The organism is Burkholderia cepacia (genome assembly GCF_029962485.1).
In the GTDB taxonomy this organism is placed as follows: Bacteria; Pseudomonadota; Gammaproteobacteria; order Burkholderiales; family Burkholderiaceae; genus Burkholderia.
Map to the genome: position 1 here is coordinate 1,462,571 of NZ_CP073638.1, position 24,066 is coordinate 1,486,636.

Consider the following 24,066-nt stretch of genomic DNA (forward strand, 5'->3'; position numbering starts at 1 on the left):
CCGTTCACCGCGCCGGGTGTCCTTCCGGCGCACTTCTGATCTTCCCCCCTTTTTCCGCGTCGATCACCGGCAACCCTCGCCGGGCGCCCCTGTTCAACCCGATCTTTTGCGCGCAAAATAATTTGCGTACAAATTGTTCGCGCGTCCGTCGCGCCACCCGAATCATGGACCGCCCACCCGCACTGCCCCAGACGCTCGATGAGCAACTGTGCTTCGCGCTCTACTCGACTTCGCACGCGATGACGAAGGCGTACAAGCCGCTGCTCGACAAGCTGTCGCTGACCTATCCCCAATATCTCGCGATGCTCGTGCTGTGGGAGCGCGACGACATCGCGGTGAAGGACATCGCCGCGCGGCTCGATCTCGATCCGGCCACCGTCACACCGCTGCTCAAGCGACTCGAGGCGCTCGGTTACGTCGAACGCGTGCGCAGCTCGGCCGACGAACGCGTCGTGAACGTGCGCGTGACGCCGGAAGGCCGCGCACTGAAGGATCGCGCGCGCTCGGTACCCGCCGATCTCTTTTGCGCGATGCAGCAGACGCCCGACTTCCTGATCAGGCTGCGCGCCGATCTCCAGCAATTGCGCACCGCGCTGTCGGCCGCCAACGAACGCTGACACGCGAGCGCCGACCACTCGGCCCGGCACTGCCGGGTTTTTCTTCAAAATTTCATTTGCACACTAATGATTTGTGCTCTATATTTCCTTCGTGGCCGGCGACATCCCGTTTGACCGGACCGCTTTTCCCCTTTTCCCGACAGGAGCTGCACGATGAACATTCTGTACAAGACCAGCGCCACGAGCACGGGCGGCCGCGACGGCCGCGCAGTATCCGCCGACAACAAGCTGGAAGTGAAGCTGGCCGCGCCGCGCGAACTCGGCGGCACGGGTGCGGAAGGCACGAATCCGGAGCAACTGTTTGCCGCAGGTTACTCGGCCTGTTTCTTGAGCGCGATGAAATTCGTCGCCGGCCAGAACAAGCAGGCGCTGCCGGCCGATACGCAGGTCACGGCGGAAGTGGGCATCGGCCCGAACGACGCAGGCGGCTTCGGGCTCGACGTCGAGCTGCGCGTGTCGCTGCCCGGGTTCGACAAGGCCGACGCGCAGGCGCTGGTCGAAAAGGCCCACCACGTGTGCCCGTATTCGAACGCGACGCGCAACAACGTGCCGGTGCGCCTGACGGTCGTCTGACGCGACGCTGGAGCGCACATGCAAAAAGGGCGCGTGCGGCATGTAGCCGCACGCGCCCTTTTGCGCGATTCGTCGAAACGGCGGGCCAGCGCGCCCGCCTGCGCTGCTTAGCGCGAGCCGATCGAGTACGGGCGGTTCATCGCCGCTTCGCGATCGATCTTGCGCATGCGGAATTCGAGATCGTAAATGTCGGTGGCATCGGCCAGGTACGCCTCGGCGCGCTCTTTCGAGGCCTTTTCAGCGTTCTTGGTCAGCATCAGGAAGAGGTGGCTCAGCAGGTACATGTTCGATCTCGCAATCCAAAGGTTCTTTGACTAGGGTTTTCCCGAATTATAGGGAAAACCCTAAGCTTTGGCTAGCACTGATCGGATGGTGCGTCGTCAGGTCGCCACAGTGCGTTGATTGGCCTCGAAAAAGGCCCAGATCATCGCGCTTGCATCGGGGCCGACCGCTGCGTGAAACGGCACGGCTTCGTCGCCGCCGGACCACGCATGATCGAGCCCTTTCACGTGACAAAGCCGCACGACCGGCTCGCCGTCGCGGCACACGTCGGTGATCTGCGCGCCTGCTTCGCGCGTCTCGACGCGTTCGCCGCCGCGCAGTGCGCCGCGGGCATCGGCCAGCCCGTTCAGGCGCATGAACTGCACCGTCAGCTGATCGGCATTCTTCGGCGCGACGACGTGGTCGCCGTCACCCTGGACGATCAGCGCGGGCATGCCGGGATACGCAGCCGCATCGACCAGCGCATCGATCACCGCGGCCGGGTTCTCCCGCAGGCCGCGCCGCATCACGTCCATCGCGGTGATGCCGGAATTCGCCTCGCCGAGCGCGGGGCCGGAATGCAGCGCCACCGCCGCGAAGCGGTCCGGATGGTGCAGTGCAAGAAGCGACGCAAGGCCCGCACCGGCCGACAGCCCCGCAACGTAGACGCGCGACGCATCGAAACCGTGTTCGTCGACGAGCGCATCGACCAGCGACGCCACCGTGTTCGCCTCGCCACGGCCCGCGCGGTCGGTATCTTCATACCAGTGCCAGCAGCCGTGTACGTGTGCGCGCAACGACTGCTCCGGATACAGCACCGCGAAACCGTGCTTGTCGGCCAGCAGGTTCATCCGCGTGCCCTGCACGAATTCGTCGACGGACTGCTGGCAGCCGTGCAGCATCACGACGAGCGGCATCGTGCCGCGCCGGCGGCCAGGCGGCACGTACAGGCCGTACGCGAGATTCTGGACGAGGCGCCCGAGCGCGGGCGCCATCGGATGTTCGCCGCGCGTCCACGCGCCCGCCGCCCACGCGGCAGCACGCGGACGCACGCGCGATTCGCGTGGCGGGGACAGATCGGATGCGGCGGGAGAGGCAGCAGCCTCGAGGGCGTCGCGTGTGATGCGCTGCGCATCGCGCGCCGCGCGCTTGGCAGCCGGAGACAGCATGCGTTTCATGCCGCCCACCCACACCTTGGTCAGACTTTTGGTCATCGATCGGGCTCGCAGTCAGGAAAAATAGGGGCGCCATGAAGGTGCCGCAACGGATGCATCGTTCGACTTTGTGCAATGCACCATAACATTGTTTCTGGGATTTTTCCTGCATGCGGATAGTTCCCCGCGGCGCAAAAAACGGGCCTCATGCACACGCGGCGCTATACTGGGGTTTCGCCGCTTGTATCCGTTGTAGTCGTTCTTCCCGGCTCGCGCGTTGATTTAAGCATTCTCCCCGCCTTCGTTCGTCCCCTTCCCGATGTTCGACCTGTCGTCTCACCTCTGGATCATGATTACCGCGTTCGGCGGCGCCGGCCTGACCTTGCCGCTCGCGATCACGATCGCCGTCTGGCTTGCACTCGGCTACTCGTGGCAGCGCGCGGCCGCGTGGCTCGGCGTGCTGGCGGCTGCGATCGGCGTGGTGGCGCTCACGAAGATCGCGTTCCTCGGCTGGGGCATCGGCATCCGCGCGTGGGATTTCACCGGGTTCAGCGGTCATGCGATGCTGTCGACGTCGGTGTATCCGGTCGCGATCTTCCTTGCGCTGATCCGCACGCGCACGCCGGTGCGGATCGCCGGCATCGCGCTCGGGCTCGCGGCCGGCGTCGCGGTCGGCGTGTCGCGCGTCGCACTCGACGCGCATTCGCCGTCCGAATCGATCACCGGCTGCATCGTGGGCGCGATCGCCGCGCTCGCGTTCATCGCCGGCTCGTGGCGCGCGGTGCCGCACCGCTGGTCGGTGCCGGCGGTCGTCGCGAGCCTCGCAATCGTCACCGTCGCACTGCACGGCATCACGGTGCCGTCGCATCGCTGGGTCACCAAGGTCGCGCTGCAACTGTCCGGCCACGAGCGCCCGTTCGTCCGCGCGCGCTGGAAGGCCAACCCGAACTACCATCCCGCATCGCAGCCGTCGTCGCTGCAGCGCACCGAATCGTCGACGCGCACGCTTCGCACGTGACCGGCCGCCCGGCCGCCCCTTTTCAGGTCTGACCATTTCATGCGCGCCGTCGCATGAACGGTATGTCGAGCGTTATAACCCACCCTATATTACGATTACGGTTTCCACCCATTCAAAACGAATCCACCATGCGCTCATCCGTCCGTCCGCTTCGCCGCACCCTGCTCCGCCTGCTGCCGATCGCCACGCTTGCCGCTGCCGGTATCGCGTTCAGCGCGCCCGCTTCCGCCGCCGACGAACTGGTCGTGTCGGCCGCCGCCAGCCTGACGAACGCGTTCAAGGCCGTCGGCGACGCGTACGAGAAGCAGCATCCGGACACCAAGGTGCTGTTCAACTTCGGCGCCTCGGACGTGCTGATGCAGCAGATCGCCAAGGGCGCGCCGGCCGACGTGTTCGCGTCGGCTGACCAGAAGGCAATGGATCGCGCGGCGGAAGAGAAGGTGATCGTGCCCGGCACGCGTCGCGATTTCGCGGCGAACTCGCTCGTGCTGATCGTGCCGGCGGACAGCCGCGCGGCCGCACCGACGTCGTTGAACGACCTGACGGCACCCGGCGTGAAGCGCATCGCATACGGCGACCCGGCATCGGTGCCGGTCGGCCGCTACACCGAAGGCGCGCTGCGCGCGGCCGGCGTGTGGGATGCCGTCAGCGCGAAGGGTGTGCTGGCCGCCAACGTGCGCCAGAGCCTCGACTACGTCGCGCGCGGCGAGGTCGACGCGGGCTTCGTGTTCGGCACCGACGCCGCGATCATGCCGGGCCGCGTGAAGGTCGCGCTGACGGTACCGACCAAGACGGCCATCACCTACCCGATCGCCGTGGTGAAGGACAGCCGGCACGCCGCGCAGGCGCAGTCGTTCATCGACTTCGTCGCGTCACCGCAGGGCCAGGCCGTGCTGTCGACGTTCGGCTTCAAGCCCGCGGGCAAGTGAGCGTTACGCGATGCAAGACGCCTGGGTACCGCTGCTGCTGTCGCTGAAGGTTGCCGGCTGGGCAACCGCGCTCGACATCGTGCTCGGCGTCGCGGCCGCATTCGTGCTTGCGCGCTGGCGCTCGCCGCTGCGCGATGTCGTCGATTCCATCCTGACGCTGCCGCTCGTGCTGCCGCCGACGGTACTCGGCTATTACCTGCTCGTGCTGCTCGGCCGGCGCGGCGTGTTCGGCGCGTGGCTCGACGACCTCGGCATCGAGCTGGTCTTCACGTGGCAAGGCGCGGTGATCGCGTCGATGGTCGTCGCGTTTCCGCTGATCCTGAAGTCGGCGCGCGCCGCGTTCGAAGGCGTCGATCCGCATCTCGAACGCGCGGCGCGCACGCTCGGGCTCGGCGAAGTCGCGGTGTTCTTCCGCGTGACGCTGCCGCTCGCCACGCGCGGCATTCTCGCGGGCGCGCTGCTCGCGTTTGCACGCGCGCTCGGCGAATTCGGCGCGACGCTGATGATCGCGGGCAACCTGCCCGGCCGCACGCAGACGCTGTCGGTCGCGATCTACGCGGCTGTGCAGGCCGGCGACGACAACACGGCCAACTTCCTCGTGCTGGTGACGTCGATCACCTGCGTGCTCGTGCTGCTCGCGACCGGCTGGCTCGTGCCGTCGCGCGCCCGGCGGAGCCAGCTGACATGAAGCGCGTACCCCGTCCGTATCGTTGCGCGGCCGGATTGCTTCGGCGGAGGCCCGCATGAGCCTCGTCGTCGACATCCGCAAGACCTACGCGAACGCCGAGCGGCGCTTCACGCTCGACATGTCGTTTACCGCGACGACGCAGCGCGTCGTGCTGTTCGGGCCGTCCGGCGCGGGCAAGAGCATGACGCTGCAGGCGATCGCCGGGCTGCTGTCGCCCGACGAAGGCTCGATCACGCTGAACGGCGAAGCGCTGTTCGACGCCGCGCGCCACATCGACGTGCCAACCCGCGACCGCCGGGTCGCTTACCTGTTCCAGGATTACGCGCTGTTTCCGCATCTGAACGTGCGCCAGAACATCGCGTTCGGGCTCACGTCGGGGCTGCGCAACCCGCGCGCGAAAGCGGTGCCGCCCGAGGTCGCGTACTGGCTGCGCGCGTTCGACCTGGAAACGCTCGCGGGGCAGTATCCGTCGCAACTGTCGGGCGGGCAGAAACAGCGCGTCGCACTGGCGCGCGCGCTGGTCGCGCAACCGCGAATCCTGCTGCTCGACGAACCGTTTGCGGCGCTCGACGGCGCGATGCGCCAGCGCATGCGCCACGAGCTCGCCGAGTTGCAGGCGCGGCTCGATATCCCGATGGTGCTGATCTCGCACGACCCCGACGACGTCGCCGCATTCGGCGACCAGGTCGTGCAGTTGAGCGAAGGACGCGTGCAGGCGAACCCGCCGCACGCCGAGTGGCCGACGCGCGTCACCTGAATGCGCGAGGCCGTGGTCGTGGCAGGCAGGTTGGAGCCTGAGAGAAGCCGCGCATAGCGGCATATGTCGAAAGCGGAAACGAAGCCGGCGCCGCGCACGCGCTGTGCGGTGCCGGCTTCGCACCGTCCGTCATATGAGCTTCGAAGCGCACCGCCCCGGTGCTTCGTCAGCCCGTCACCGCGAGAATCACGCTCGATGCCTTGAACAGCGCGATCGCCGGCCGGCCAACGTCGAGTTGCAGCGCCGCGACGCTGTCGTTGGTGACGACGGCCGTCAGCGTCCCGCCGCCGTCGAGCGCCAGCGTCACCTCGCTGTTCACCGCGCCCGCCGCGACGGCTTCGACGCTGCCGCGCAACCGGTTGCGCGCGGACACCTTCAGGTCGGGCCCGCCATCGTCGACCGCGAGCACGACCCATGACGCCTTCACCAGTGCGCACGCATCCACGCCTTCCCGCAGGCCGAGCACATCGGCGCTTTCGTGCGTGAGCACGGCAACGACCGGCTGCCCGCCGGGCAGCGTGAGCGTCACCTCGTCGTTGACGGTGCCGCGCACGATCGACGCGACCTTGCCGAACAACTGGTTGCGCGCGCTGGTCTTCATCCCGATCCGGCCGATCAGCGCCCAGTCGACATCGAAACCGGCGACGGCCGCGCTCGCGGCCTCGATGAAACGGCGATGCTCGCGCTCGATCGTGCGGAACGCGGCGATCAGCGACGTCGCACGCGGTGTCAGCGTCGTGCCGCCGCCGCCCTTGCCGCCCGTCGACCGCGTGACAAGCGGTTCGCCGGCGAGATTGTTCATCGTGTCGACTGCGTCCCACGCGGCCTTGTAGCTGAGGCCGACGGCCTTCGCCGCGCGCGTGATCGAACCGGTATCGCCAATCGCCGCGAGCAGCGCGATGCGCGTCGCGCCGCCGAGCGTCTGCTCGCCGGCGCGCAACCACAGCTCGCCGCCCAGTTCGAGCGGTTCGGCGGACGAGGAAGAATGCGGTGCGTCGGTCATCGGGATGCGTGCGGGAAACGGGCGGCCATTATAGTCAGCGCGCCGCTCGGCCCGGCTTGCCGTCGAGCTTCGGCGGACGCAGGCTGGCCAGCAGCGTTTCGGCGTCGCGCGCCGCGCGCTGTTCGAGCGCCGCGCCGTAGCCGCGCACGAAACCGAGCTGGTACGGCGGCGCCGCCAGCTGTTCGAGGTGATGCAGCGCGACCATCGTGTCGTTCGCTTCGCCGAGCACGCTCTGCACGCGCGTGAGCGTCTTGACCGTCTCGCTGCGCGTGCGGCGCGACGCCAACGACGCGAAGAACTCGAGCGCATAGCGCAGCCGCTTCGCATCGATCCGCACCTGGTGGCGCGCAGCCGTATCGAGCGACGTGAGCGACGGCGATGCGTAGAGATGGCCGAACAGCCGGCGCACGCGCTTCGTCGCGTGCCGCCGCAGCGACGGCGCATCGCCGCCTTCGGCCGCCGGCAGCGCAAGCGTGCTCAGCCATTCGAGCCAGCCGAGCGTCAGCCGCGCGTAGCGGGCCGAATGCAGCGCCTGCCGCAGTTCGACCCGCGCGGCCATCGACTGCGCGCGTGCCGCGTCGAGCGTGCCGTTCCAGTCGCCGTCGCCGCCGTCGGCGGCGATCAGCGCGGGCAGGCTTTCGGTCGAAAACACGTCCCAGTCGCGCACCGTGCCGAGCAGCGCGGCAAGCCAGCGCAGGTCGACGCCGAGCGTGTCGCGCCACTGGCGGTCGGCGAAAAGCGGGAAGAAACGCATCAGCGTGCGCAGGCGGCGCAGCGCGACGCGCATCTGGTGGACGAATTCGGGATCGTCGCGATCGAGCACGCCGCCCTCGTTACCGAGCCACTGCGCGGTGATGTCGCCGGACAGCGCGAACAGTGCGGCGCGTTGCGTGCGGATGCCGGTCAGGTCGACGAACTGCGCCTTGACCAGCCCGGCGGCCATCGGCTCGCCCGCACAGGCGCGGTCGATCACGCTCGTCAGTTGCACGAACGCGGGCCACGCGCCGCTCAGTTCGCGCGCCGCGGCAAACAGTGCCTGCAACGCGGCCGTGCGCGCGGCGACGGTTTCCCAGTCGGGTGCGGCAAGACGCAACTCGACATAGCGGCGCGGCGGCTCGCCGCCGCCGTACAGCGTGATGTCGTCGAGCGTCATCTCGACCACGACGCCGCTGTCGTCGGCCCACCGCCCGCGCCGCCGTTCGCTGACGAGGCGCAGCGCCGACGCTTCGGGCTGCGCACCCGCCTCCGGCGGCGCGGCGGCGTCAGGCGCGACGCCATCGACTTCGTCGGTCGGTGCGTCGGCATCGGCTGCGGTCGTCGTCATGGGTACCGGTAACGGCATCGCGACGACGATGCCCGCATGCTCCGCATCGAACAGCTCGCGCTCGGTGACGCCGGGTGCGAACGCCTTCGTGCGCGCCGCGACGACACGCCTGCCATGCGCGTTCGATTCGACCCAGGTCCACCAGCTTGCGCCGGGGCTCGCCTCGGCCTCCTCGATCTGGCACGGCTCGATCGTCACGCGTTCATGGCCGCGCCGCATTCGCACCTGCGGGCAGATCCGCCACGCACGCACGAGTTCGGCGCCGAAGTCGCGCTGCGTGCCGCGGGCGCGACTCGCAGCCTTGACCGGCCAACCTTCCAGCGACAACGACAACACGATTTCCAGCACACGCGACATGAAGGCTCCCGCACAAGAAGAATCGCCGGTGCATCGACCGCGCCGGCGTCGCCCGTGAAGCAGCTTCAATAGTACACGTCGCAAAAACGTGCCGGCGACGATCTGGCCCTGCCGCCCTGTCGGATATCAAATGGCGTATTGCGCAAGGCCGTTGCCGAACGACCAGTCTTCCTTCAATACCTTGACAAGACTGATGAATACGTCCTGCTGTCGCACGCCGGGCTTCTGCGAGAGGTTCTCCGCGATCGTGCGGTACAGCGCCCGCTTCTGCTCGAGCGTGCGCGTGTTGTTCGCGGTGATCTGGATCATCACCAGATCGTCGCTGCGTTCGACGTCGAGGTAATGGCGGCCATACACGAAGTTCTCGGCCGCATGCTCGGTCACGACCATGAAGATGTCGTCCTCGGGCACGTTGAAGGTCTGCATCAGTGCGCGATGCACGCCGTCGACGAGTGCCGCGCGGTAGGCGGCCGGTTTGCCTTCGCGTACGGCGATACGGGTGAATGGCATGGTCCTGCTCCTGTCGGTGAAATTGACGTTGAAGAACGGAAACACAGGGTCAGGTTAGGCGCGCAGAACTATAATGAACAGTCATTGATTAATATTTCATCCATTTACATTGGAAATGAAAGTACTCGATCTCGATGCCGTGCGCGCCTTCGTGCTGGTCGCCGATCTCGCCAGCTTCACGCGCGCCGCCGATGCACTCGGCACCACGCAATCGGCCGTCAGCCTGAAGCTGAAGCGGCTGGAGGCCCATCTCGGCAAGCCGTTGCTCGCGCGCACGCCGCGTGTCGTCAAGCTGGCTGCCGACGGCGAGAATTTCCTGCCGGCCGCCCGCGCGCTGCTCGATGCGCACGATCACGCGCTCGGCGCGATCTCGGCCGGCACGGTCCGCCTGTCGCTCGGTGTCAGCGAGCACGTCGCAGTGCCCGACCTGCCGGCCGTGCTCACGAGCCTGCATCGGCAGGATCCGGGGCTGTCGCTGGAAATGCACCTTGGGACGTCGACGAACCTGCTCGCGCAATACGACGAACGTCGGCTCGACGCGGTGATCGTGCGGCACGAGCCGGGCGAGGATCCGCCGCGCGAAGACGGCACGCTGCTGTTTTCCGAGCCGCTGGCCTGGCTCGCCGCGCCCGACTGGGCACCGCGCGTGGGCGAACCGCTACCGCTCGCGGTACTGGCCAGCCCGTGCGGCGTGCGGGCCGCCGCGCTGCGCGCGCTCGACCGCGCAGGGCGGCCGTGGCGCGAACGCTTTACGGGCGGCGGCGTGGCGGCGGTCACGGCCGCCGCCGCCGCGGGGCTGGCCGTCTGCCCACTGGCACGGCGTGTCGCACCGCGCACGCTGGTCGACGTCGGCGCGAAATACGGGCTGCCGCCGCTGCCGCTGTCGCAGGTCGTGCTTTATTCGCGCGTACGCGACACACGCGCCGCCGCCGCATTGCGAAGGTTTGCCGACAGCCTTGCAATCTCGGCGTAAACTGGCGGATTACGCCGCCCGCAATCTCCAGAAGAATTCCAATGAAGACCGAAGCCCGCAAGCACCTCCGTGCCAACCTGCTGATGCTCGCCGCCGCCGCGATCTGGGGCTCGGCTTTCGTCGCCCAACGCCTGAGCCTAGACGTGATCGGGCCGTTCCTGTTCACCGGGCTGCGCTTCCTGCTCGGCGCACTGGTGCTGGTGCCGCTGCTGATGCTGAACACGGCGTCGCGTGTGCAGTTCGCGGCGATCCGCCGTGAGCCGGCACTGCTGCTGCCGGGCCTCGCGCTCGGCGCGCTGCTGGCGGTATCGATTTCGCTGCAGCAGATCGGCCTGCAATACACGCGCATCGCCAACGCGGGCTTCATCAGCTCGCTGTACGTCGTGATCGTGCCGCTGATGGGCGTGTTCGCCCGTCACCGGATCGGCCCGGGCACGTGGTTCGGTGCGCTGCTCGCGGCGATCGGCCTGTATTTCCTCAGCATCAACGAGCACTTCTCGGTGCTGTACGGCGACTGGTTCCAGCTCGCCGGCGCCGTGATCATCGCCGCGCACGTGATGGCCGTCGGCCATTTCGCGAAGCGCCACAATCCGCTCGTGCTCGCGTTCATGCAATTCGTCGTATGCGGCGTGACATGCCTCGCGGTCGGCCTCGTCATCGAGCCGGTCAGCGGCGCGATGCTGCGTAACGCACTGCCGACGCTGCTGTACGGCGGCCTGCTGTCGGTCGGCGTCGGCTATACGCTGCAGGTCGTCGCGCAACGCGACGCGGCGCCCGCGCACGCGGCCGTGATCTTCAGCATGGAAGGCGTGTTCGCGGCGATCGCCGGCTGGGCCGCGCTCGGCGAAACGCTGACGCTGCGCGCGCTCGTCGGCTGCGCGCTGATGCTGGCCGGCCTGCTCGCCTGCCAGTTGCTGCCGAACGGCGACGCCCGGAAAAAGGACGAGGACGCGCTGCCGGCGTGACACGCGCCGTCCCTATAATGGCGGTTCGCGTGACTTGCACGCCAACCGCTTCCGACAGGCCAGCTCCGTGACGTCCACTTCCGTCGATCCCGCCGCCGACCTGCTGCGCGAACGCGCAGCGCATTACGCTGCCCAGGCCGCGCTGTTCCTGCGCGACCAGGCGCTCTCCACCGCGTCGCACGACCTGCGCAGCCCGCTGAACGCCATGCACAGCTGGGCGTACGTGCTCGAGCGCCAGCTCGCCAATGCCGACCCGAACCTGCAACGCGCGCTCGCGGGCATCCGCACGGGCATCGACCAGCAGGTTGCGCTGATCGACGAGGTGCTCGACGCGCCGCGCGCGGAAACCCGCACGCTCGCCCTCGAGCCGCAGCCGTTCGCGCTGCGCGCGCTGCTCGACGACACGATCGCGCTCGTGCGCGCGACGCTCGCCGATGCACGGCAGGTCGCGCTCGATGCGACGCTGCCGGACGGCGAGCTGTCGCTGACCGTCGACCGCGCGCGCATCGCGCAGGCGCTGTGGACGATGCTGACGACCGCCGTCGAAGCCAGCGCCGCCGGCGCACGCGTGACGTTCGAATGCGCGCGCGACGGCGCGCAGTTCACCGCACGCGTCACCTGCACCGTGAATGCCGCCGCGCTCGCCGATCCCGCGCAGCCGCACGCGTTCGAAGCGTTCGCCCGGCGCGAGATGCTGCGCGAGCGCGACGCGAAGCGGATCGCCTGGACGCTCGCGCTGTGCCAGCGCGTCGCGCTCGCGCACGGCGGCACGTTCTCGCATACCGCGTTCGCCGACGGTGCGCCGGCAACCCTCACGTTCGCCATCCCCTGCGAGGCGCCGGTGTAAGTATTCGGCCGCCCGACACATTACAAATTCCTTTCTGGCTCTATACTGATGGGCCTGTCATAACCGGAGCGATTCTTTGTTACAGATCTTCGCGCTCATCGGCGCGTTGTTCCTGGTGGCCCTCAACGGGTTCTTCGTCGCGGCCGAATTCGGCCTCGTCAAACTGCGCGCCACGCGCGTCAAGACACTGGCCCGCAAGCACGGCCTGCGCGGCCGCATCCTCGGCATCGTGCACGGCCGCCTCGATGCGTACCTTTCCGCGTGTCAGCTCGGCATCACGCTCGCGTCGCTCGGCCTCGGCTGGGTCGGCGAGCCGGCCTTCGCGCAACTGCTCACCCCGGTGCTCGACCTGATCGGCGTGCAGTCGGAACGCGTCGTGCACCTGATCTCGCTGGTGTTCGCGTTCTCGCTGATCTCGTTCCTGCACATCGTCGTCGGCGAACTGGCGCCGAAATCGATGGCGATCCGCCAGTCCGAGAAGGTCGGCCTGTGGGTCGCGCTGCCGCTGTATGCGTTCTACTGGGCGATGTATCCGGCAATCTGGGTGCTCAACAACAGCGCCAACGCGGTGCTGCGGCTCGCGGGGCTGTCGGCCGACCACGGCGGCGACGCACACTACTCGACCGACGAGCTGAAGCTGATCCTGCGCAGCCGCCGCAGCACGGCCGGCAATGCCGCCCAGCCGGCGCGCGGCACGTACAGCAACGACGAGTGGAACACGCTCGCGCATTCGCTCGATTTTTCGTCGATGACCGTGTCGGACCTGATGCGGCCGGCCCATGAAATGATCGGCCTGCGGCGCGACCTGCCGCTGCCGGACAACATGGAGATCGTCGCGCGGCACCGCTTCAGCCGCTATCCGCTGTTCGAGGATGCGTCGCGCGAACAGGTGAGCGGGCTGATCCACCTGAAGGACCTGCTGCTCGCGCGTCATGCCGGCGCGGCGCTCGAAGACCTGTCCGACTACGTTCGCCCCGTGCAGTACGTACGGCCCGACACGCCGGCGCTCGACCTGTTCCGCCGCTTCCGCAAGGGCGCGCCGCACTTCGCGCTGGTCGGCAACAAGGGCGAGAAGCCGATCGGCTTCCTGACGCTCGACAACCTGCTCGGCGCGCTGGTCGGCCAGATCCACGACGAATTCCGCCAGGGCGATGCCGACTGGAGCCGCCTCGACGACGGCACGCTGATGGGCAAGGGCAGCCTGCCCGTCGTGTCGCTCGAACAGGCGCTCGGCATCGACATCGACGAAGGTCGCGCGGAGTCGGTCGGCGGCCTCGTGATCCATGCACTCAGCGACCTGCCGACCGAAGGGCAGCGCGTGTCGTTCGACCGCTTCGACATCGTCGTGAAGAAGATGAACGGGCCACGCATCGTGCTCGTGCGCATCTATCCGAAGGTCGTGAAAGAGGCCGACGAATGACGGCCGCGCAGCGCCACACGCGATGAACGCCACGGCCGCGCCGCTGCCGCGCTGCTGCGTGATCACGCCGGAACCGGCGTCCGCGTCGGCGGCCGATTGCGCGGCGTTCCTCGACCGGCTGTCGGCCGCGCTCGCGCGCGGTGAAACGCTCGTGCAACTGCGCGTGAAATCGCTCGACGCGGCCGCGTTCGCGCAACTCGCCGCCGCGGCGCTCGCGCGCTGCGAAGCAGCCGGCGCGCACCTGATGCTCAACGGGCCGATCGATGCAGCCGGCGTCATGCGGCTCGACGGCGCCGGCTGGCATCTCGACGGCACCGCGTTGCGCGCCGCCACACAGCGGCCGCTGCCGGCCGGACGATGGGTGTCCGCCGCCTGTCACACGCATGACGATCTGCTGCTGGCCGCGCGCGCGGGCGCGGACTTCGTCACGCTGTCGCCCGTATTGCCGACGCTCAGCCACCCCGGTGCGCCGACGCTCGGCTGGGCGCAATTCGATGCGCTGGCCGCGCAGGCCGTGCTGCCCGTCTTCGCGCTTGGCGGAATGACGCATGCGCATCTCGACGACGCGCGCCGCCACGGCGCGTACGGCATCGCGGGCATTCGCGGGTTCTGGTAAGTCCGGGCGTTCCTGCCGCACGGCCGGGCGCGCACGCACCCGGCCTTCCAGCCATCACGCCGTCATCGGCTCATGCGTTCAGGTTCGGACGCATGCCGCGCCACGAACCGTCATCGATACGCCGCGCGTCGTGCGTCAGCGCGTAGCGATTGACGTCGCCCGTCAGCCACGCGACGAGCGAATAAGGCGGCAATTCCCCTTCATCGACACGGTCGCGCGCGCGTGCCGGCGTCTCGAACACGACGCGCCCTCTCGGCGCATCGAAGCGCACCGCATCGGGCGACAGGTTCAGCGCGATCGTCAGCGTCTCGTCGTCGGCGAGCCGCCACGACGCGAGCAGCGCGTCGGCATCGCCGTCGCCGTCCGCCTTCAGCGCATGCGCGTCCCGCGGCCGGCAATCGGACAGCCGCGGCGCAATCAGCTTCGCGCGCACCGCGAGCGCGGACTGCACGAAATGCGCACGATCGGCATCGCGCGCGGTTTCATCGAAGATCAACGGGATCTGCGGCGTGAGCAGCGACAGCGCGAGCGCGGCCAGGCCGGCCTCCTGCTCCTGGTCGCTTTGGCCGCTGTCGCGCCATGCGCCGTCGGACAGCACGAGCGACGTCAGCGCCAGCCCGCTGTCGGCCGCCATGCCCTCTCCCGACGCGGCCGGCTGGAATGCCGCACCGGCCGCGGTCAGTGCGCGCGCGAGCGTGTGGATCGACTGGTGCGCGGAAATGCCTTCGTGGGCCGACGTATCGCGCCCCGTCAGCCGGTGCAGCGCGCGTTCGCCGCACCCGTTCCACTGCGCATCGAAATGGGTATCGGCGAGATGCGCGGGATGCCGCTCGCTGCCGAGCACGAGATGGATGAGCCGGTCGGCCGGCACGGCCGCGCGCACGCGGTCCGCGATCTCGCGCAGCCACGACACGCCGATCCGGTCGGCCTCGCGCAGGCGCAGCCCGTCGCAACGGTATTCGTCGATCCAGTACAGCGCGTTGTCGCAGAAGAAATCGCAGACTTCCGGATGATCGAGCGCCAGCGGCGCAGCCTGCAGCGGATCGTCGCGCGTATGAAAGAACGGCGCCGCGTAGTGACGCAGCGCATCGGTGCCGCTGCCGAAGCGCGCGTAGTCGAGCTCCAGCAGCACCGCGAGACCGTAGCCGTGCGCTTCGTCGATCAGCGCCTTCAGCGCGTCGGGGCCACCCTCGACCGCGAGCGGCGCGAACGGCAGGCTGTCGTGCGGCGACGCGAGCAGTTCCAGCGCGGTCACGCCGAGCCGCGCGAGCTGCGGCAGGCGGCGACGCACGCCTTCGAAGCCGCCCACCGCGTGCGGGCGGATCGCGTAGAGCGCCATGTCTTCCCACGCACGCCCGCGCCAGAACGTGTTGCGCCACGTGAACGCGCGCGGATCGACGACCTCGCTCGGGCCGTTGAGCCCGTCGGGTTGCGAGCGCGACGCGGGATCGGGAATCGACACGGCATCGTCGAGGCGATAGCGGTAACGCGTGCCCGCACCGCAGTCGGCGAAGACTTCGAACCAGTTCGGGCCGGCGGCCGACATCGGAACGAGCGTCGGGTCGGAGCCGGAATCGAGTTCGAGTTGAACCTGTGTACTGCCCGGCGCCCACACGCGGAAATGCGTGCGCGGTGTCGTGCAGAGCGCGCCACAGGGCTGCGCGCCAAACGGCAAACAATGGATGTAGTGCTGCGCGTACGGATCGTGCGGACAATCGGACATCATGCGCTCCTCGTGCGTGCCGAGCGGCATGGCCGCGCCCGTGGCGCGGCGCATCGGGGCCCGGCATGCGACGGCCAGGCGGGGGGAGAGAACCGAGTATGCGCCGGATTCGCCATCGCGATGCGAGCTGGTCAGACATTTTTAAATGCGAATCGACCCCTGGAAAACAGGCACGCCGGCACGTGCCGGCGAGTCGGGTAGTCGGCATACCGGAATGTCTGCCCGCCTTGTTGCGCGGGCCGCGCGCCCCTACGCTCTGCGTCATGCTCGCGGACACGTCGTCCGCCACACACCCAAGGAACCCGCCATGTCGCTTCCCGCCAGCGCCGCGAAATTCGATCCGTCACGCGCGCAAGAATATGCCGAGCAATCGCGCATCGCGCTCGCCGGCTACGATGCGTGCCACGAGCTCGGCGCATGCATGCTCGCGTCGGCGATCGGCGTGACCGATGCGCACATCCTCGTCGCGGGTGCGGGCGGCACGGGGCAGGAAATCTGCGTGGCGGCCGCGCTCGAACCGGGCTGGCACTTCACGGCGGCCGACCCGTCCGCGCCGATGCTGGCGCTTTCGCGCTCGAACGTCGAGGCCGCGGGCTTCGGGCCGCGCACACGCTTCGTCGAGGACGGCGTCGATGCGCTGCCCGATGCCCCCGCGTTCGACGGCGCGACGCTGATCGGCGTGCTGCATCACGTGCCGGGCGACGATGCGAAGGCCGCGCTGCTGCACGCGATCGCGCGGCGCCTGAAGCCCGGCGCGCCGCTCGTGCTCGCCGGCAACCATCGCCGCTACGCGGACCACCCTCGCCTGCTCGACGCGTGGCAGCAGCGCTGGCGCATGAAGGGCGCCACGCCCGACGCCGTGCGCGCGCAACTCGCGAAGATCCTGCAGGGCGCCGATCCACCGGCCTCCGAGGAAGCCGTGTTCGACCTGCTGCGCGATGCGGGCTTCGATGCGCCGCTGCGCTTTTTCGCGAGCCTGTTCTGGGGTGCGTGGGTCGCGGTGCGGCGCGCCTAGCGGCCCATAGCGGCCCAAAGCGGCGCGCGACCGGATTCGCGTGCATGTCGCGCGCGCTGGGTATGATGTCGTTCCCGCCCCCCTTCCGGCCTCGCCATGCTCACCGTCCATCACCTGAACAACTCGCGCTCGCAGCGCGTGCTCTGGCTGCTCGAAGAACTGGATGTGCCGTACGAGATCGTCCGCTACGAGCGCGATCCGAAAACGATGCTCGCGCCGCCCGAACTGCGCGCGATCCATCCGCTCGGCAAGTCGCCCGTCGTTACCGACGAGGGCCACACGTTCGCCGAATCGGGCGCGATCATCGAGTACCTGGTCGAGCGCTACGGCAACGGACGCCTCGCGCCGCCGCCCGGCACGCCCGAACGGCACGACTACACGTACTGGCTGCATTACGCGGAAGGGTCGGCGATGCCGCCGCTGCTGCTCAAGCTCGTCGCGCTGCGGATCGCGCATGCGCCGATGCCGTTCTTCGCGCGGCCGATCGCGCGCAAGATCGCCGACACGCTGCAGTCGGGCTTCGTCGATCCGCAGATCGCGCTGCATCTCGGCCATATCGACGGTGCGCTGCAGCGCACGGGCTGGTTCGTCGGCGACAGCTTCAGCGCGGCCGACATCCAGATGAGCTTTCCGCTCGAAGCCGCGACCGCGCGCGGTGGCGGCAGCCGCTATTCCGCGATCGCGCGCTTCCTCGACGCAATCCATGCGCGGCCCGCGTATCAGCGGGCGCTGGAACGCGGCGGCCCGTACGACCTGCTCAAGTAACCGGCGTCAGCTCAGCAGGCCGGCCGCGACGTTGATCGACAGCCCGAGCACGGCCATGTTGAAGTAGAACGACAGGATCGACTGCGCCAGCACCGAGCGCCGCGCGGAACGGTTCGCCAGCGACACGTCGGCGGTCTGCGACGCGACCGCGAGCGTGAACGCGAAATACAGGAAATCCCAGTAATCGGGTTCGGGATTGCGGTCGGGGAAACGCAGCGCGCGGTCATTGGATGGCGAGCCGTAATAGAGCCGCGCGTAATGCAGCGTGAAGATCGTCGGGATCAGGAACCACGCGCCGAACAGCGTCGCGCCCGTGATCGCGTAGTGGCTGAGCCCCGCACTGAAGCCCACGCTCTTGGCGGTCGCGAGTTCGATCGCGATCGCCGCCACGCTCGCGACGGTCGCGAAACACACGACGGTCAGCACGGTCGTTGCGTTTTCGTCTTCGCGGATCGCGACTTCGCGCACCTTGTGATGATGCGCGGTGACCATGCGCACCCACATCAGCACGAGATACAGCCAGACCGCGCAATCCCAGCCGATCAGCGCGCGCACGGCCGGACGCAGCGGAAACGGCAGCAGCACCGCGCACAGCACGCCAGCGACGAACGCCGCGACCATGCGCGGACGGTTGCGTAATACCTGCGGATAAAACGTCATCGTGTGATTCCGAAAGCGGATGGAAAGGGTTCGAACGGCGCGCGGGGCAGCCCGCTGCGCCGCCCCGGCGGGTACCGTGCCCCGATTATCGCCATTCCATCGTGACGTGGCGATGGGCGTGAGCGCCTAAGATAAGGGGATGACTGCCACCGCCCCCCTCTGCCACCACCCCGCGAACACCGCTGGCCGTGACCTGGTCGTCGGCGACCTGCACGGGTGCGTGGACGTGCTGCGCGCGCTGCTGCACGACATCCGCTTCGATCCGGCCCGCGACCGCCTGTTCTCGGTCGGCGATCTGGTCGACCGCGGCCCTGCTTCCGAAGCTACGCTCGACCTGCTCGACCGCCCGTGGTGCCACGTCGTGCGCGGCAACCACGAGGAAGTGCTGAGCCTCGTGTCGCGCGGCAAGCTGTCGCCGGACGCCTGGCGCGGGATCGGCGGCGACTGGGGCGCCGACCTGCCGCCGGAACGGCTGCACGCGCATGCGGCGCGCGTCGACGCACTGCCGCTGGTGCGCGTGATCGGCAACGGCCCCGGGCGCTTCAACGTGCTGCATGCGGAATTCTTCGGCTCGGACGCCGATCTCGACACGGGCAGCTATGCGCACGACGTGCGCGAGCGGCTGATCTGGGGCCGCGATCTCGTCCAGGGGCTCGCCGATCCGGCGCGGCAGGCCGGGCTGTCGCTGACCTGCACCGGACATACGCCCGTGCGTACGCCGCAGCGGATCGGTGCGCAATGGTTCATCGACACGGGTGCGTTCGCACCTTCCGGGCGGCTCACGCTCGCCGAGCCGCGTACCGGCAGCACGTGGTCGATGACGCAGGCCGAGGCGCGCGAACGCCACGCAGGCGACTGGCCGCTGCCCTGATGGGCTAATGCACCGGCTGGCGCACGCGTCCTGCGAGCGCCCGCGAGCGCGTGAACGCTAGCCGACCTGGTTCAGTTCGAACACCGCATCGACGCCCGAACCGTTCCAGTTGTATTCGAGATAGGCCGCGTGATGGCAATCGCGCAGCAGCGCGGTGCGGAACGCCGCCAGGCACTCACCGCGCGGGTCGCGCACCGACGGATAGACGATCCCCGCGCCGCCCGCGTTGCGCACCGCGCGGCCGAGCGCCTGCCCCGCGCCGTAGTCGAGCGGATGCAGCAACGCCGGATCGCGCTGCGGCCACGTACGCACGTCGACCACGCTGCCCTGCGCGAGCACGGTATAGAGCCGCATTTGCTGGCGCATCGGCGGCTCCTTCGTCGCGGCCAGGAACAGCGCGCTGTGATAGCGCGTTTCCGCGATCGCCGTATCGCGCGAGCGGGTGCAGTAGAACACGCCGTAGCTGCCGTCGGAAAAGCGGCTGCCCTGCGGATTCAGGTGCGTGAACGCGGCCATGATCGGCCCCCAGCCCAGCCCGTAGCGGCGCTCGGCAGGCGGCACGAGGTCGAGTGCGCCGATTTCGTTGCGGATGCGGTCGTTAGTCAGCGATTCGAGCGCGTACAGCGCGTCGAAATCGTCGGCCGACGCCACGCGGTCGAACAGGTTGATCGCCGGAAAACGGGTGGGAATCACGCGATAGGCAGGTGCCCAGTCGACCGTGGTCGTGGGCCATTGTTGTGCTTCGATCGGCATCGTCACGCCCAGCCACCTCGCATCGCGTCGAGATATTGCCGGACGGCGACCAGATCGCCGACATTGCCGGCGAGCATCCGGTCGAGTGCGCGCTTGCCGCCGAACGGCGCCGCATCGTTGGGCCGCTTGACCCACGCGTCGGCCGCGGCCGGCTGCGGCAGCAGGATTTGCAGCGCCTTGTAGATGCCGAGCAGCAGCGACAACCGCTCGAGCGTATCGCGCGGCAACCGCGCCGATTCCGGCGTGGCCTTCCACTTGAAGAACGTCGAACGGCCGGGCGACCCGAGCAGCACGATCTGCTCGTCGATCGTCAGTTGCCAGTCGCGCGCGATGTTGAAAAACGCACGCAGGCCGGCCGCCGACATCTGCGCGACCGAAGCCTGCGGCGGGGCGGAATGCGAATCGTAGGCGGGCTGTGACATGATCGTTAGTCTCGAAACGAATTTACTAACAAGATTAGTCCATTTTCGTATTTTTGCAAGGGTCACACCCGTCGATCGGCCATTGCTTCCAGCGAAACGATATTTTTTGTCCATTCTGGACTCTTATTTTATTTTCTGCGTTAATGACCGTGCGGACACCGCGTCAAGACGCGGCTCGTATCCGTGAAACCGTGTCGCACAGAACCCGGAAGCACCCGCCAAGGAACGCACCATGAAGAGACTGATTGCCGCTGTTTCGATCGCCCTGCTCGCGGTATCCGCAGGCCCCGCCGTCGCGAAGGACTGGACCACGATCCGCTTCGGCACCGATGCCAGCTATGCGCCGTTCGAGTCGAAGGCGCCCGACGGCAAGCTCGTCGGCTTCGACATCGACCTCGGCAACGAGATCTGCGCGCGCCTGAAGGCCAAGTGCGTATGGCTCGAGAACGATTTCGACGGGATGATTCCGGCGCTGAAGGCGAAGAAGTTCGACGCGGTGCTGTCGTCGATGTCGATCACGCCGCAACGCGCGGAGCAGATCGGCTTCACGACCAAGATCTACAACCAGCCGACGCGGCTCGTCGTGAAGAAGGGCTCGCCGCTGCTGCCGACGGCCGAATCGCTGAAGGGCAAGTCGATCGGCGTCGAGCAGGGCACGACGCAGGAAACGTATGCGAAGGCGTACTGGGGCAAGCAAGGCGCGAACGTCGTGTCGTACCAGAACCAGGACGGCGTGTACGCGGACCTGACGTCAGGCCGCCTCGATGCAGCGCTCCAGGATGAAGTGCAGGCCGCGATCGGGTTCCTGAAATCGCCGCGCGGCGCGAACTATGCGTTCGTCGGGCCCGAACTCGTCGACGAGAAGATGCTCGGCATCGGCGCCGGCATCGGGCTGCGCAAGGAAGACGCCGACCTGAAGGCGAAGATCGATCGCGCCATCACCGACATGGTCAAGGACGGCACCTACAAGCGGCTCGCGTCGAAGTACTTCGACTTCGACATCTACGGCGGCTAAAACGGCGTCGCGCGCGTACGGGTACCACTCCCGTCGCGCGCGTCCGACCGCCCCTCCCCTTCAACCGGATGGCAACGGCATCGCGCGGTGCGCCGTTGCATCGAATGTTTCCCGTCTGGCGTCGCGTGTGCGACGCAATGCATCGATCATCGTTCGGATTGCAGATCAATCGTTCAGGGAACGACAGGTCACGCGAACGGATGTCGTGCTGCTTGAGTCAATAGGCGAAGATCGGGCGCCGCGGTACCGGCGCCCGTGCGCACATGCCCATGCGAACCGGGTTGGCGTGCAGGAAAGTGCCGACCCGGCGCGGATGACCGGCAACCAGCCGGATCCGCCTCGCACCGGGCGCGGAGAGATGGCCTGTCGAAGCATGCCGGTCGGCTGCGAGTGCGACGTTCGACCGACGATGCCCCAAATCACTGCGATCGCGGCCTGCCGGCCGCGGCGTGTGGCGATCGTTCATTTTTCTACCCCGTTTGCAGTGTGATGTTTGTTCCGGCAACCGGACGATGCCGGTGCCCCGACGATCAGGCGACGACGTCCCGTGCCCGCCGGAACGCGGCGACTGCGCCGCGCTCCGCCGCCGCATCCCCGCGGAGTGCGTCCTGGCCGTTGGAACCGGCCGGACCTCGCGTCGTCGACTTTCGCACGACAACCTCCGCAAGGAGCGGGCCAGCTGCGCGCGAGCCCGTCCGGACAAGGGGTTGGCCGGGCCGACAGGCAGCCGGAACGGGGGCGGATTGGCGAAAGTTGCGAATCTGAAACATGCGGCGCGCGGCCCGCGCCGGACGGGTGGCGGCGAAGCCTTGCGGGATAAGGCTGAACAATGGAGCGCGACGTTTTTACCGATACGTGTCGGGCCGTTCAGCCCGCTTTGCCGCGAGAATTCGCCCGGCTGCCGAGGCGAAATGTTTCATGCGCTTTACATGCCCGTCGACGCGATGGATCGGCAGACGCAGGCCGAGACGAACACACGGACGCACGACGGGATGCACGACGCAACCGGCGCGTTCGTGCCGCAGCGGCTCCGGTTCAGCCGACCCGTTGATGCCCCGCGTCGCCCGACGGCGCGCCGTCGTGCCCGCCGTTGTCGCCGTTCCCGCCGTTGTTGTCGTGCTCGTTCAGCCCGTGCTCGATCATCATCCGGTAGAGCGTCACGCGCGAGATGCCGAGTTCGGCGGCGGCCTTGTTGATCCGGTGATCGTTGCGCAGCAGCGCGTTCTCGATCGCGGTGCGCTCGGCGAGCGCCCTCGCCTGTTCGAGCGTCACGGGTTCGGTTTCGCCGGGTGTTTCGAGCCCGAGATCGTGCGGCGTCAGCAGCCGGCTCTCGGCCATCACGATCGCGCGCCGCACGCGGTTGATCAGCTCGCGCACATTGCCGGGCCATTCGTAGCGGCGCATCGCATCGAGCGCGGCCGACGTGAAGCCACTGATCTTGCGGCCGCTGTCGGACTTGAATTTCTGCAGCACGTAGTGCGCGAGGATATCGATGTCCTTGCCGCGCGCGCGCAGCGGCGGCTCGTGGATGCGCAGCACGCACAGCCGGTGATAGAGGTCCGCACGGAAGCGCCCGGCCTCGACCGCGCCGTCGAGATCGACGTGCGTGGCCGAGATGATCCGCACGTCGACCGCGATCGACTCCTGCCCGCCGAGCCGCTCGATCTTCCCTTCCTGCAGGAAGCGCAGCAGGCTTGCCTGGCTCTCGACCGGCATGTCGCCGATCTCGTCGAGAAACAGCGTGCCGCCGTTCGCCGATTCGATCCGGCCCGCGCGCCGCTGATTCGCGCCGGTGAATGCGCCACGCTCGTAGCCGAACAGTTCCGACTGCAGCAGGTGATGCGGAATCGCACCGCAATTGATCGCGATGAACGGCCCCTTGCCGCGCCCGGAGCGCTCATGAATCGCGAGCGCCGTCAGCTCCTTGCCGGTGCCCGACTCGCCCGAGATGAACACGCTCGCATCGGTCTTCGCGACCTTGCGGATCGTGCTGAACAGCTGCTGCATCGCTTCGCAGTTGCCGATCATCCCGTGTTCGCCGATCGACGCCGCATAGGCCGCGCCGTCGACGCGATCGAGCGCGGCCATCCCGCGCGCATGGCCGAGCACGTGCGAAATCCATTCGTAGGGCAGCGGCAGCGTCACGTAGTCGAAACAATAGCTGCGGATCAACTCGCGCACGGCAGGGCTGATCGTGACGCCGGCCTGCGCAATGGAAATCCAGCCGATCGCCGGCTGGCTCAGGCACGCCTTCAGCGCGGGATAGTCGCGTGACGTGAAGCCCGTGAAATCGACCAGCCCGGCCGCGACGCTCACGCCGGAGGTCATGTTCTGCGCGGCACCGGCCGTCTTCGCGACCGCGATCTCCCAGCCGAGCCCGCGCAGTTGCGCCAACAACGGCTCGTCGGGCGTCCGCATGATCACGAACAGCTTGCGGCCGGCCTCGGGAGCGGTGACGGATACATCCGTCATCTCGGGCGCCGCCTGCCCGTTTGCGTCGGGTGACCTTGCAACCATCGTTGTTCCCCGCTTGGCGTTGGTATCGTGCGCCGGCTCGCCGCCGTGTACGACGGACCACGATTGAACCGACATATTGGCCGCATTTCCGTCCGAATAAAATCCCCCCGCGCACGAATCGCGCGCGAGGTGGACGTTGTCATGAACGGTATATCGATGCGGCCGGCGGGCGGCTAGATGGGTGTTATCCCTGTGGCGCGCGCGGCGAGAACCGGGAACGGGAACGCACGCCGCGCGCAAACCCGCGCCGGTGCTGGCGCGCGGCGTTTGCATGCGATGCGGCTACGCAGGATCGGCACGCCGGCGCGGACGG

At 68.2% G+C, this 24,066-nt stretch carries 25 protein-coding genes; 15 read left to right on the plus strand and 10 right to left on the minus strand.

Features of this window, described 5'->3' with window-relative positions:
- The first annotated feature begins 164 nt into the window (after positions 1-164).
- Together KEC55_RS22820 and KEC55_RS22825 are read left to right on the plus strand one after the other, a co-directional pair.
- Complete coding sequence (locus tag KEC55_RS22820) at positions 165-617, plus strand: MarR family winged helix-turn-helix transcriptional regulator (protein ID WP_282511074.1); 453 nt, start codon at positions 165-167, stop codon at positions 615-617.
- A 153-nt stretch (positions 618-770) separates the two neighbouring features.
- A complete protein-coding gene (locus KEC55_RS22825; protein WP_176046005.1) occupies positions 771-1,190 on the plus strand; it encodes an organic hydroperoxide resistance protein in 420 nt (139 codons plus the stop codon).
- A 107-nt stretch (positions 1,191-1,297) separates the two neighbouring features.
- Here KEC55_RS22825 and KEC55_RS22830 read toward each other — a convergent pair whose 3' ends face one another.
- Both KEC55_RS22830 and KEC55_RS22835 read right to left on the minus strand, forming a co-directional pair.
- Positions 1,298-1,474 carry a DUF3563 family protein gene (locus KEC55_RS22830; protein ID WP_081051934.1) on the minus strand — a complete coding sequence of 59 codons (177 nt, stop codon included), beginning with the start codon at positions 1,472-1,474 and terminating at the stop codon, positions 1,298-1,300.
- Between the two features lie 96 nt (positions 1,475-1,570).
- Positions 1,571-2,665: an extracellular catalytic domain type 1 short-chain-length polyhydroxyalkanoate depolymerase gene (locus KEC55_RS22835; RefSeq protein WP_282511078.1), complete on the minus strand. Its 1,095-nt coding sequence runs from the start codon at positions 2,663-2,665 to the stop codon at positions 1,571-1,573.
- A 259-nt stretch (positions 2,666-2,924) separates the two neighbouring features.
- Between KEC55_RS22835 and KEC55_RS22840 the strand changes: the two genes are divergently transcribed.
- From KEC55_RS22840 to KEC55_RS22855, 4 genes are all read left to right on the plus strand, one after another.
- Positions 2,925-3,623 carry a phosphatase PAP2 family protein gene (locus tag KEC55_RS22840; RefSeq protein WP_282511080.1) on the plus strand — a complete coding sequence of 233 codons (699 nt, stop codon included), beginning with the start codon at positions 2,925-2,927 and terminating at the stop codon, positions 3,621-3,623.
- A 128-nt stretch (positions 3,624-3,751) separates the two neighbouring features.
- Positions 3,752-4,552, plus strand: coding sequence for a molybdate ABC transporter substrate-binding protein (gene modA / locus KEC55_RS22845; RefSeq protein ID WP_282511082.1), 801 nt, complete (start codon positions 3,752-3,754; stop codon positions 4,550-4,552).
- Between the two features lie 10 nt (positions 4,553-4,562).
- Positions 4,563-5,240, plus strand: coding sequence for a molybdate ABC transporter permease subunit (modB, locus tag KEC55_RS22850; RefSeq protein WP_222905476.1), 678 nt, complete (start codon positions 4,563-4,565; stop codon positions 5,238-5,240).
- Positions 5,241-5,295: 55 nt separating this feature from the next.
- Positions 5,296-5,997, plus strand: coding sequence for a sulfate/molybdate ABC transporter ATP-binding protein (locus tag KEC55_RS22855; protein WP_282511092.1), 702 nt, complete (start codon positions 5,296-5,298; stop codon positions 5,995-5,997).
- Between the two features lie 166 nt (positions 5,998-6,163).
- On the opposite strand, the gene KEC55_RS22860 is transcribed toward KEC55_RS22855, so the two are convergent.
- From KEC55_RS22860 to KEC55_RS22870, 3 genes are all read right to left on the minus strand, one after another.
- Positions 6,164-7,000: a TOBE domain-containing protein gene (locus tag KEC55_RS22860; protein WP_282511094.1), complete on the minus strand. Its 837-nt coding sequence runs from the start codon at positions 6,998-7,000 to the stop codon at positions 6,164-6,166.
- 34 nt (positions 7,001-7,034) lie between these two features.
- A complete protein-coding gene (locus KEC55_RS22865) occupies positions 7,035-8,681 on the minus strand; it encodes a CHAD domain-containing protein (protein WP_282511096.1) in 1,647 nt (548 codons plus the stop codon).
- Positions 8,682-8,807: 126 nt separating this feature from the next.
- Entirely contained in the window at positions 8,808-9,191 is a 384-nt protein-coding gene (locus KEC55_RS22870) for a tautomerase family protein (protein WP_282511098.1), read from the minus strand.
- Positions 9,192-9,306: 115 nt separating this feature from the next.
- Between KEC55_RS22870 and KEC55_RS22875 the strand changes: the two genes are divergently transcribed.
- The 5 genes from KEC55_RS22875 (at position 9,307) to KEC55_RS22895 (ending at position 14,012) form a co-directional block, all read left to right on the plus strand.
- The gene (locus KEC55_RS22875; RefSeq protein WP_282511100.1) at positions 9,307-10,164 is read left to right on the plus strand and encodes a LysR family transcriptional regulator; all 858 of its coding nucleotides are present in this window, start codon (positions 9,307-9,309) and stop codon (positions 10,162-10,164) included.
- Between the two features lie 41 nt (positions 10,165-10,205).
- Complete coding sequence (locus KEC55_RS22880; RefSeq protein ID WP_282511102.1) at positions 10,206-11,129, plus strand: DMT family transporter; 924 nt, start codon at positions 10,206-10,208, stop codon at positions 11,127-11,129.
- A gap of 67 nt (positions 11,130-11,196) precedes the next feature.
- Complete coding sequence (locus tag KEC55_RS22885) at positions 11,197-11,976, plus strand: sensor histidine kinase (protein WP_282511104.1); 780 nt, start codon at positions 11,197-11,199, stop codon at positions 11,974-11,976.
- A 76-nt stretch (positions 11,977-12,052) separates the two neighbouring features.
- The gene (locus tag KEC55_RS22890) at positions 12,053-13,396 is read left to right on the plus strand and encodes a hemolysin family protein (protein ID WP_282511106.1); all 1,344 of its coding nucleotides are present in this window, start codon (positions 12,053-12,055) and stop codon (positions 13,394-13,396) included.
- 22 nt (positions 13,397-13,418) lie between these two features.
- Positions 13,419-14,012, plus strand: coding sequence for a thiamine phosphate synthase (locus KEC55_RS22895; protein ID WP_282511108.1), 594 nt, complete (start codon positions 13,419-13,421; stop codon positions 14,010-14,012).
- 70 nt (positions 14,013-14,082) lie between these two features.
- Here KEC55_RS22895 and KEC55_RS22900 read toward each other — a convergent pair whose 3' ends face one another.
- Entirely contained in the window at positions 14,083-15,735 is a 1,653-nt protein-coding gene (locus KEC55_RS22900) for a DUF3459 domain-containing protein (protein ID WP_282511393.1), read from the minus strand.
- 307 nt (positions 15,736-16,042) lie between these two features.
- On the opposite strand from KEC55_RS22900, the gene KEC55_RS22905 reads away from it, so the two are divergent.
- Both KEC55_RS22905 and KEC55_RS22910 read left to right on the plus strand, forming a co-directional pair.
- Positions 16,043-16,750: a class I SAM-dependent methyltransferase gene (locus KEC55_RS22905; RefSeq protein ID WP_282511110.1), complete on the plus strand. Its 708-nt coding sequence runs from the start codon at positions 16,043-16,045 to the stop codon at positions 16,748-16,750.
- A gap of 96 nt (positions 16,751-16,846) precedes the next feature.
- Entirely contained in the window at positions 16,847-17,515 is a 669-nt protein-coding gene (locus tag KEC55_RS22910; RefSeq protein ID WP_282511112.1) for a glutathione S-transferase, read from the plus strand.
- A 6-nt stretch (positions 17,516-17,521) separates the two neighbouring features.
- On the opposite strand, the gene KEC55_RS22915 is transcribed toward KEC55_RS22910, so the two are convergent.
- Positions 17,522-18,175: a DUF1345 domain-containing protein gene (locus KEC55_RS22915; protein WP_282511114.1), complete on the minus strand. Its 654-nt coding sequence runs from the start codon at positions 18,173-18,175 to the stop codon at positions 17,522-17,524.
- Between the two features lie 139 nt (positions 18,176-18,314).
- Here KEC55_RS22915 and KEC55_RS22920 point away from each other — a divergent pair, with 139 nt between their 5' ends.
- The gene (locus tag KEC55_RS22920; RefSeq protein WP_282511116.1) at positions 18,315-19,046 is read left to right on the plus strand and encodes a metallophosphoesterase; all 732 of its coding nucleotides are present in this window, start codon (positions 18,315-18,317) and stop codon (positions 19,044-19,046) included.
- A 57-nt stretch (positions 19,047-19,103) separates the two neighbouring features.
- Here KEC55_RS22920 and KEC55_RS22925 read toward each other — a convergent pair whose 3' ends face one another.
- Together KEC55_RS22925 and KEC55_RS22930 are read right to left on the minus strand one after the other, a co-directional pair.
- Positions 19,104-19,799: an RES family NAD+ phosphorylase gene (locus tag KEC55_RS22925; protein ID WP_282511395.1), complete on the minus strand. Its 696-nt coding sequence runs from the start codon at positions 19,797-19,799 to the stop codon at positions 19,104-19,106.
- A 2-nt stretch (positions 19,800-19,801) separates the two neighbouring features.
- Positions 19,802-20,221, minus strand: a complete 420-nt coding sequence (locus KEC55_RS22930) for an MbcA/ParS/Xre antitoxin family protein (RefSeq protein ID WP_176046023.1) — start codon at positions 20,219-20,221, stop codon at positions 19,802-19,804.
- 232 nt (positions 20,222-20,453) lie between these two features.
- Between KEC55_RS22930 and KEC55_RS22935 the strand changes: the two genes are divergently transcribed.
- Positions 20,454-21,236 carry an ABC transporter substrate-binding protein gene (locus KEC55_RS22935; protein ID WP_282511119.1) on the plus strand — a complete coding sequence of 261 codons (783 nt, stop codon included), beginning with the start codon at positions 20,454-20,456 and terminating at the stop codon, positions 21,234-21,236.
- 1,035 nt (positions 21,237-22,271) lie between these two features.
- On the opposite strand, the gene KEC55_RS22940 is transcribed toward KEC55_RS22935, so the two are convergent.
- A complete protein-coding gene (locus tag KEC55_RS22940) occupies positions 22,272-23,753 on the minus strand; it encodes a sigma-54 dependent transcriptional regulator (RefSeq protein WP_282511121.1) in 1,482 nt (493 codons plus the stop codon).
- Positions 23,754-24,066 lie beyond the last annotated feature (313 nt).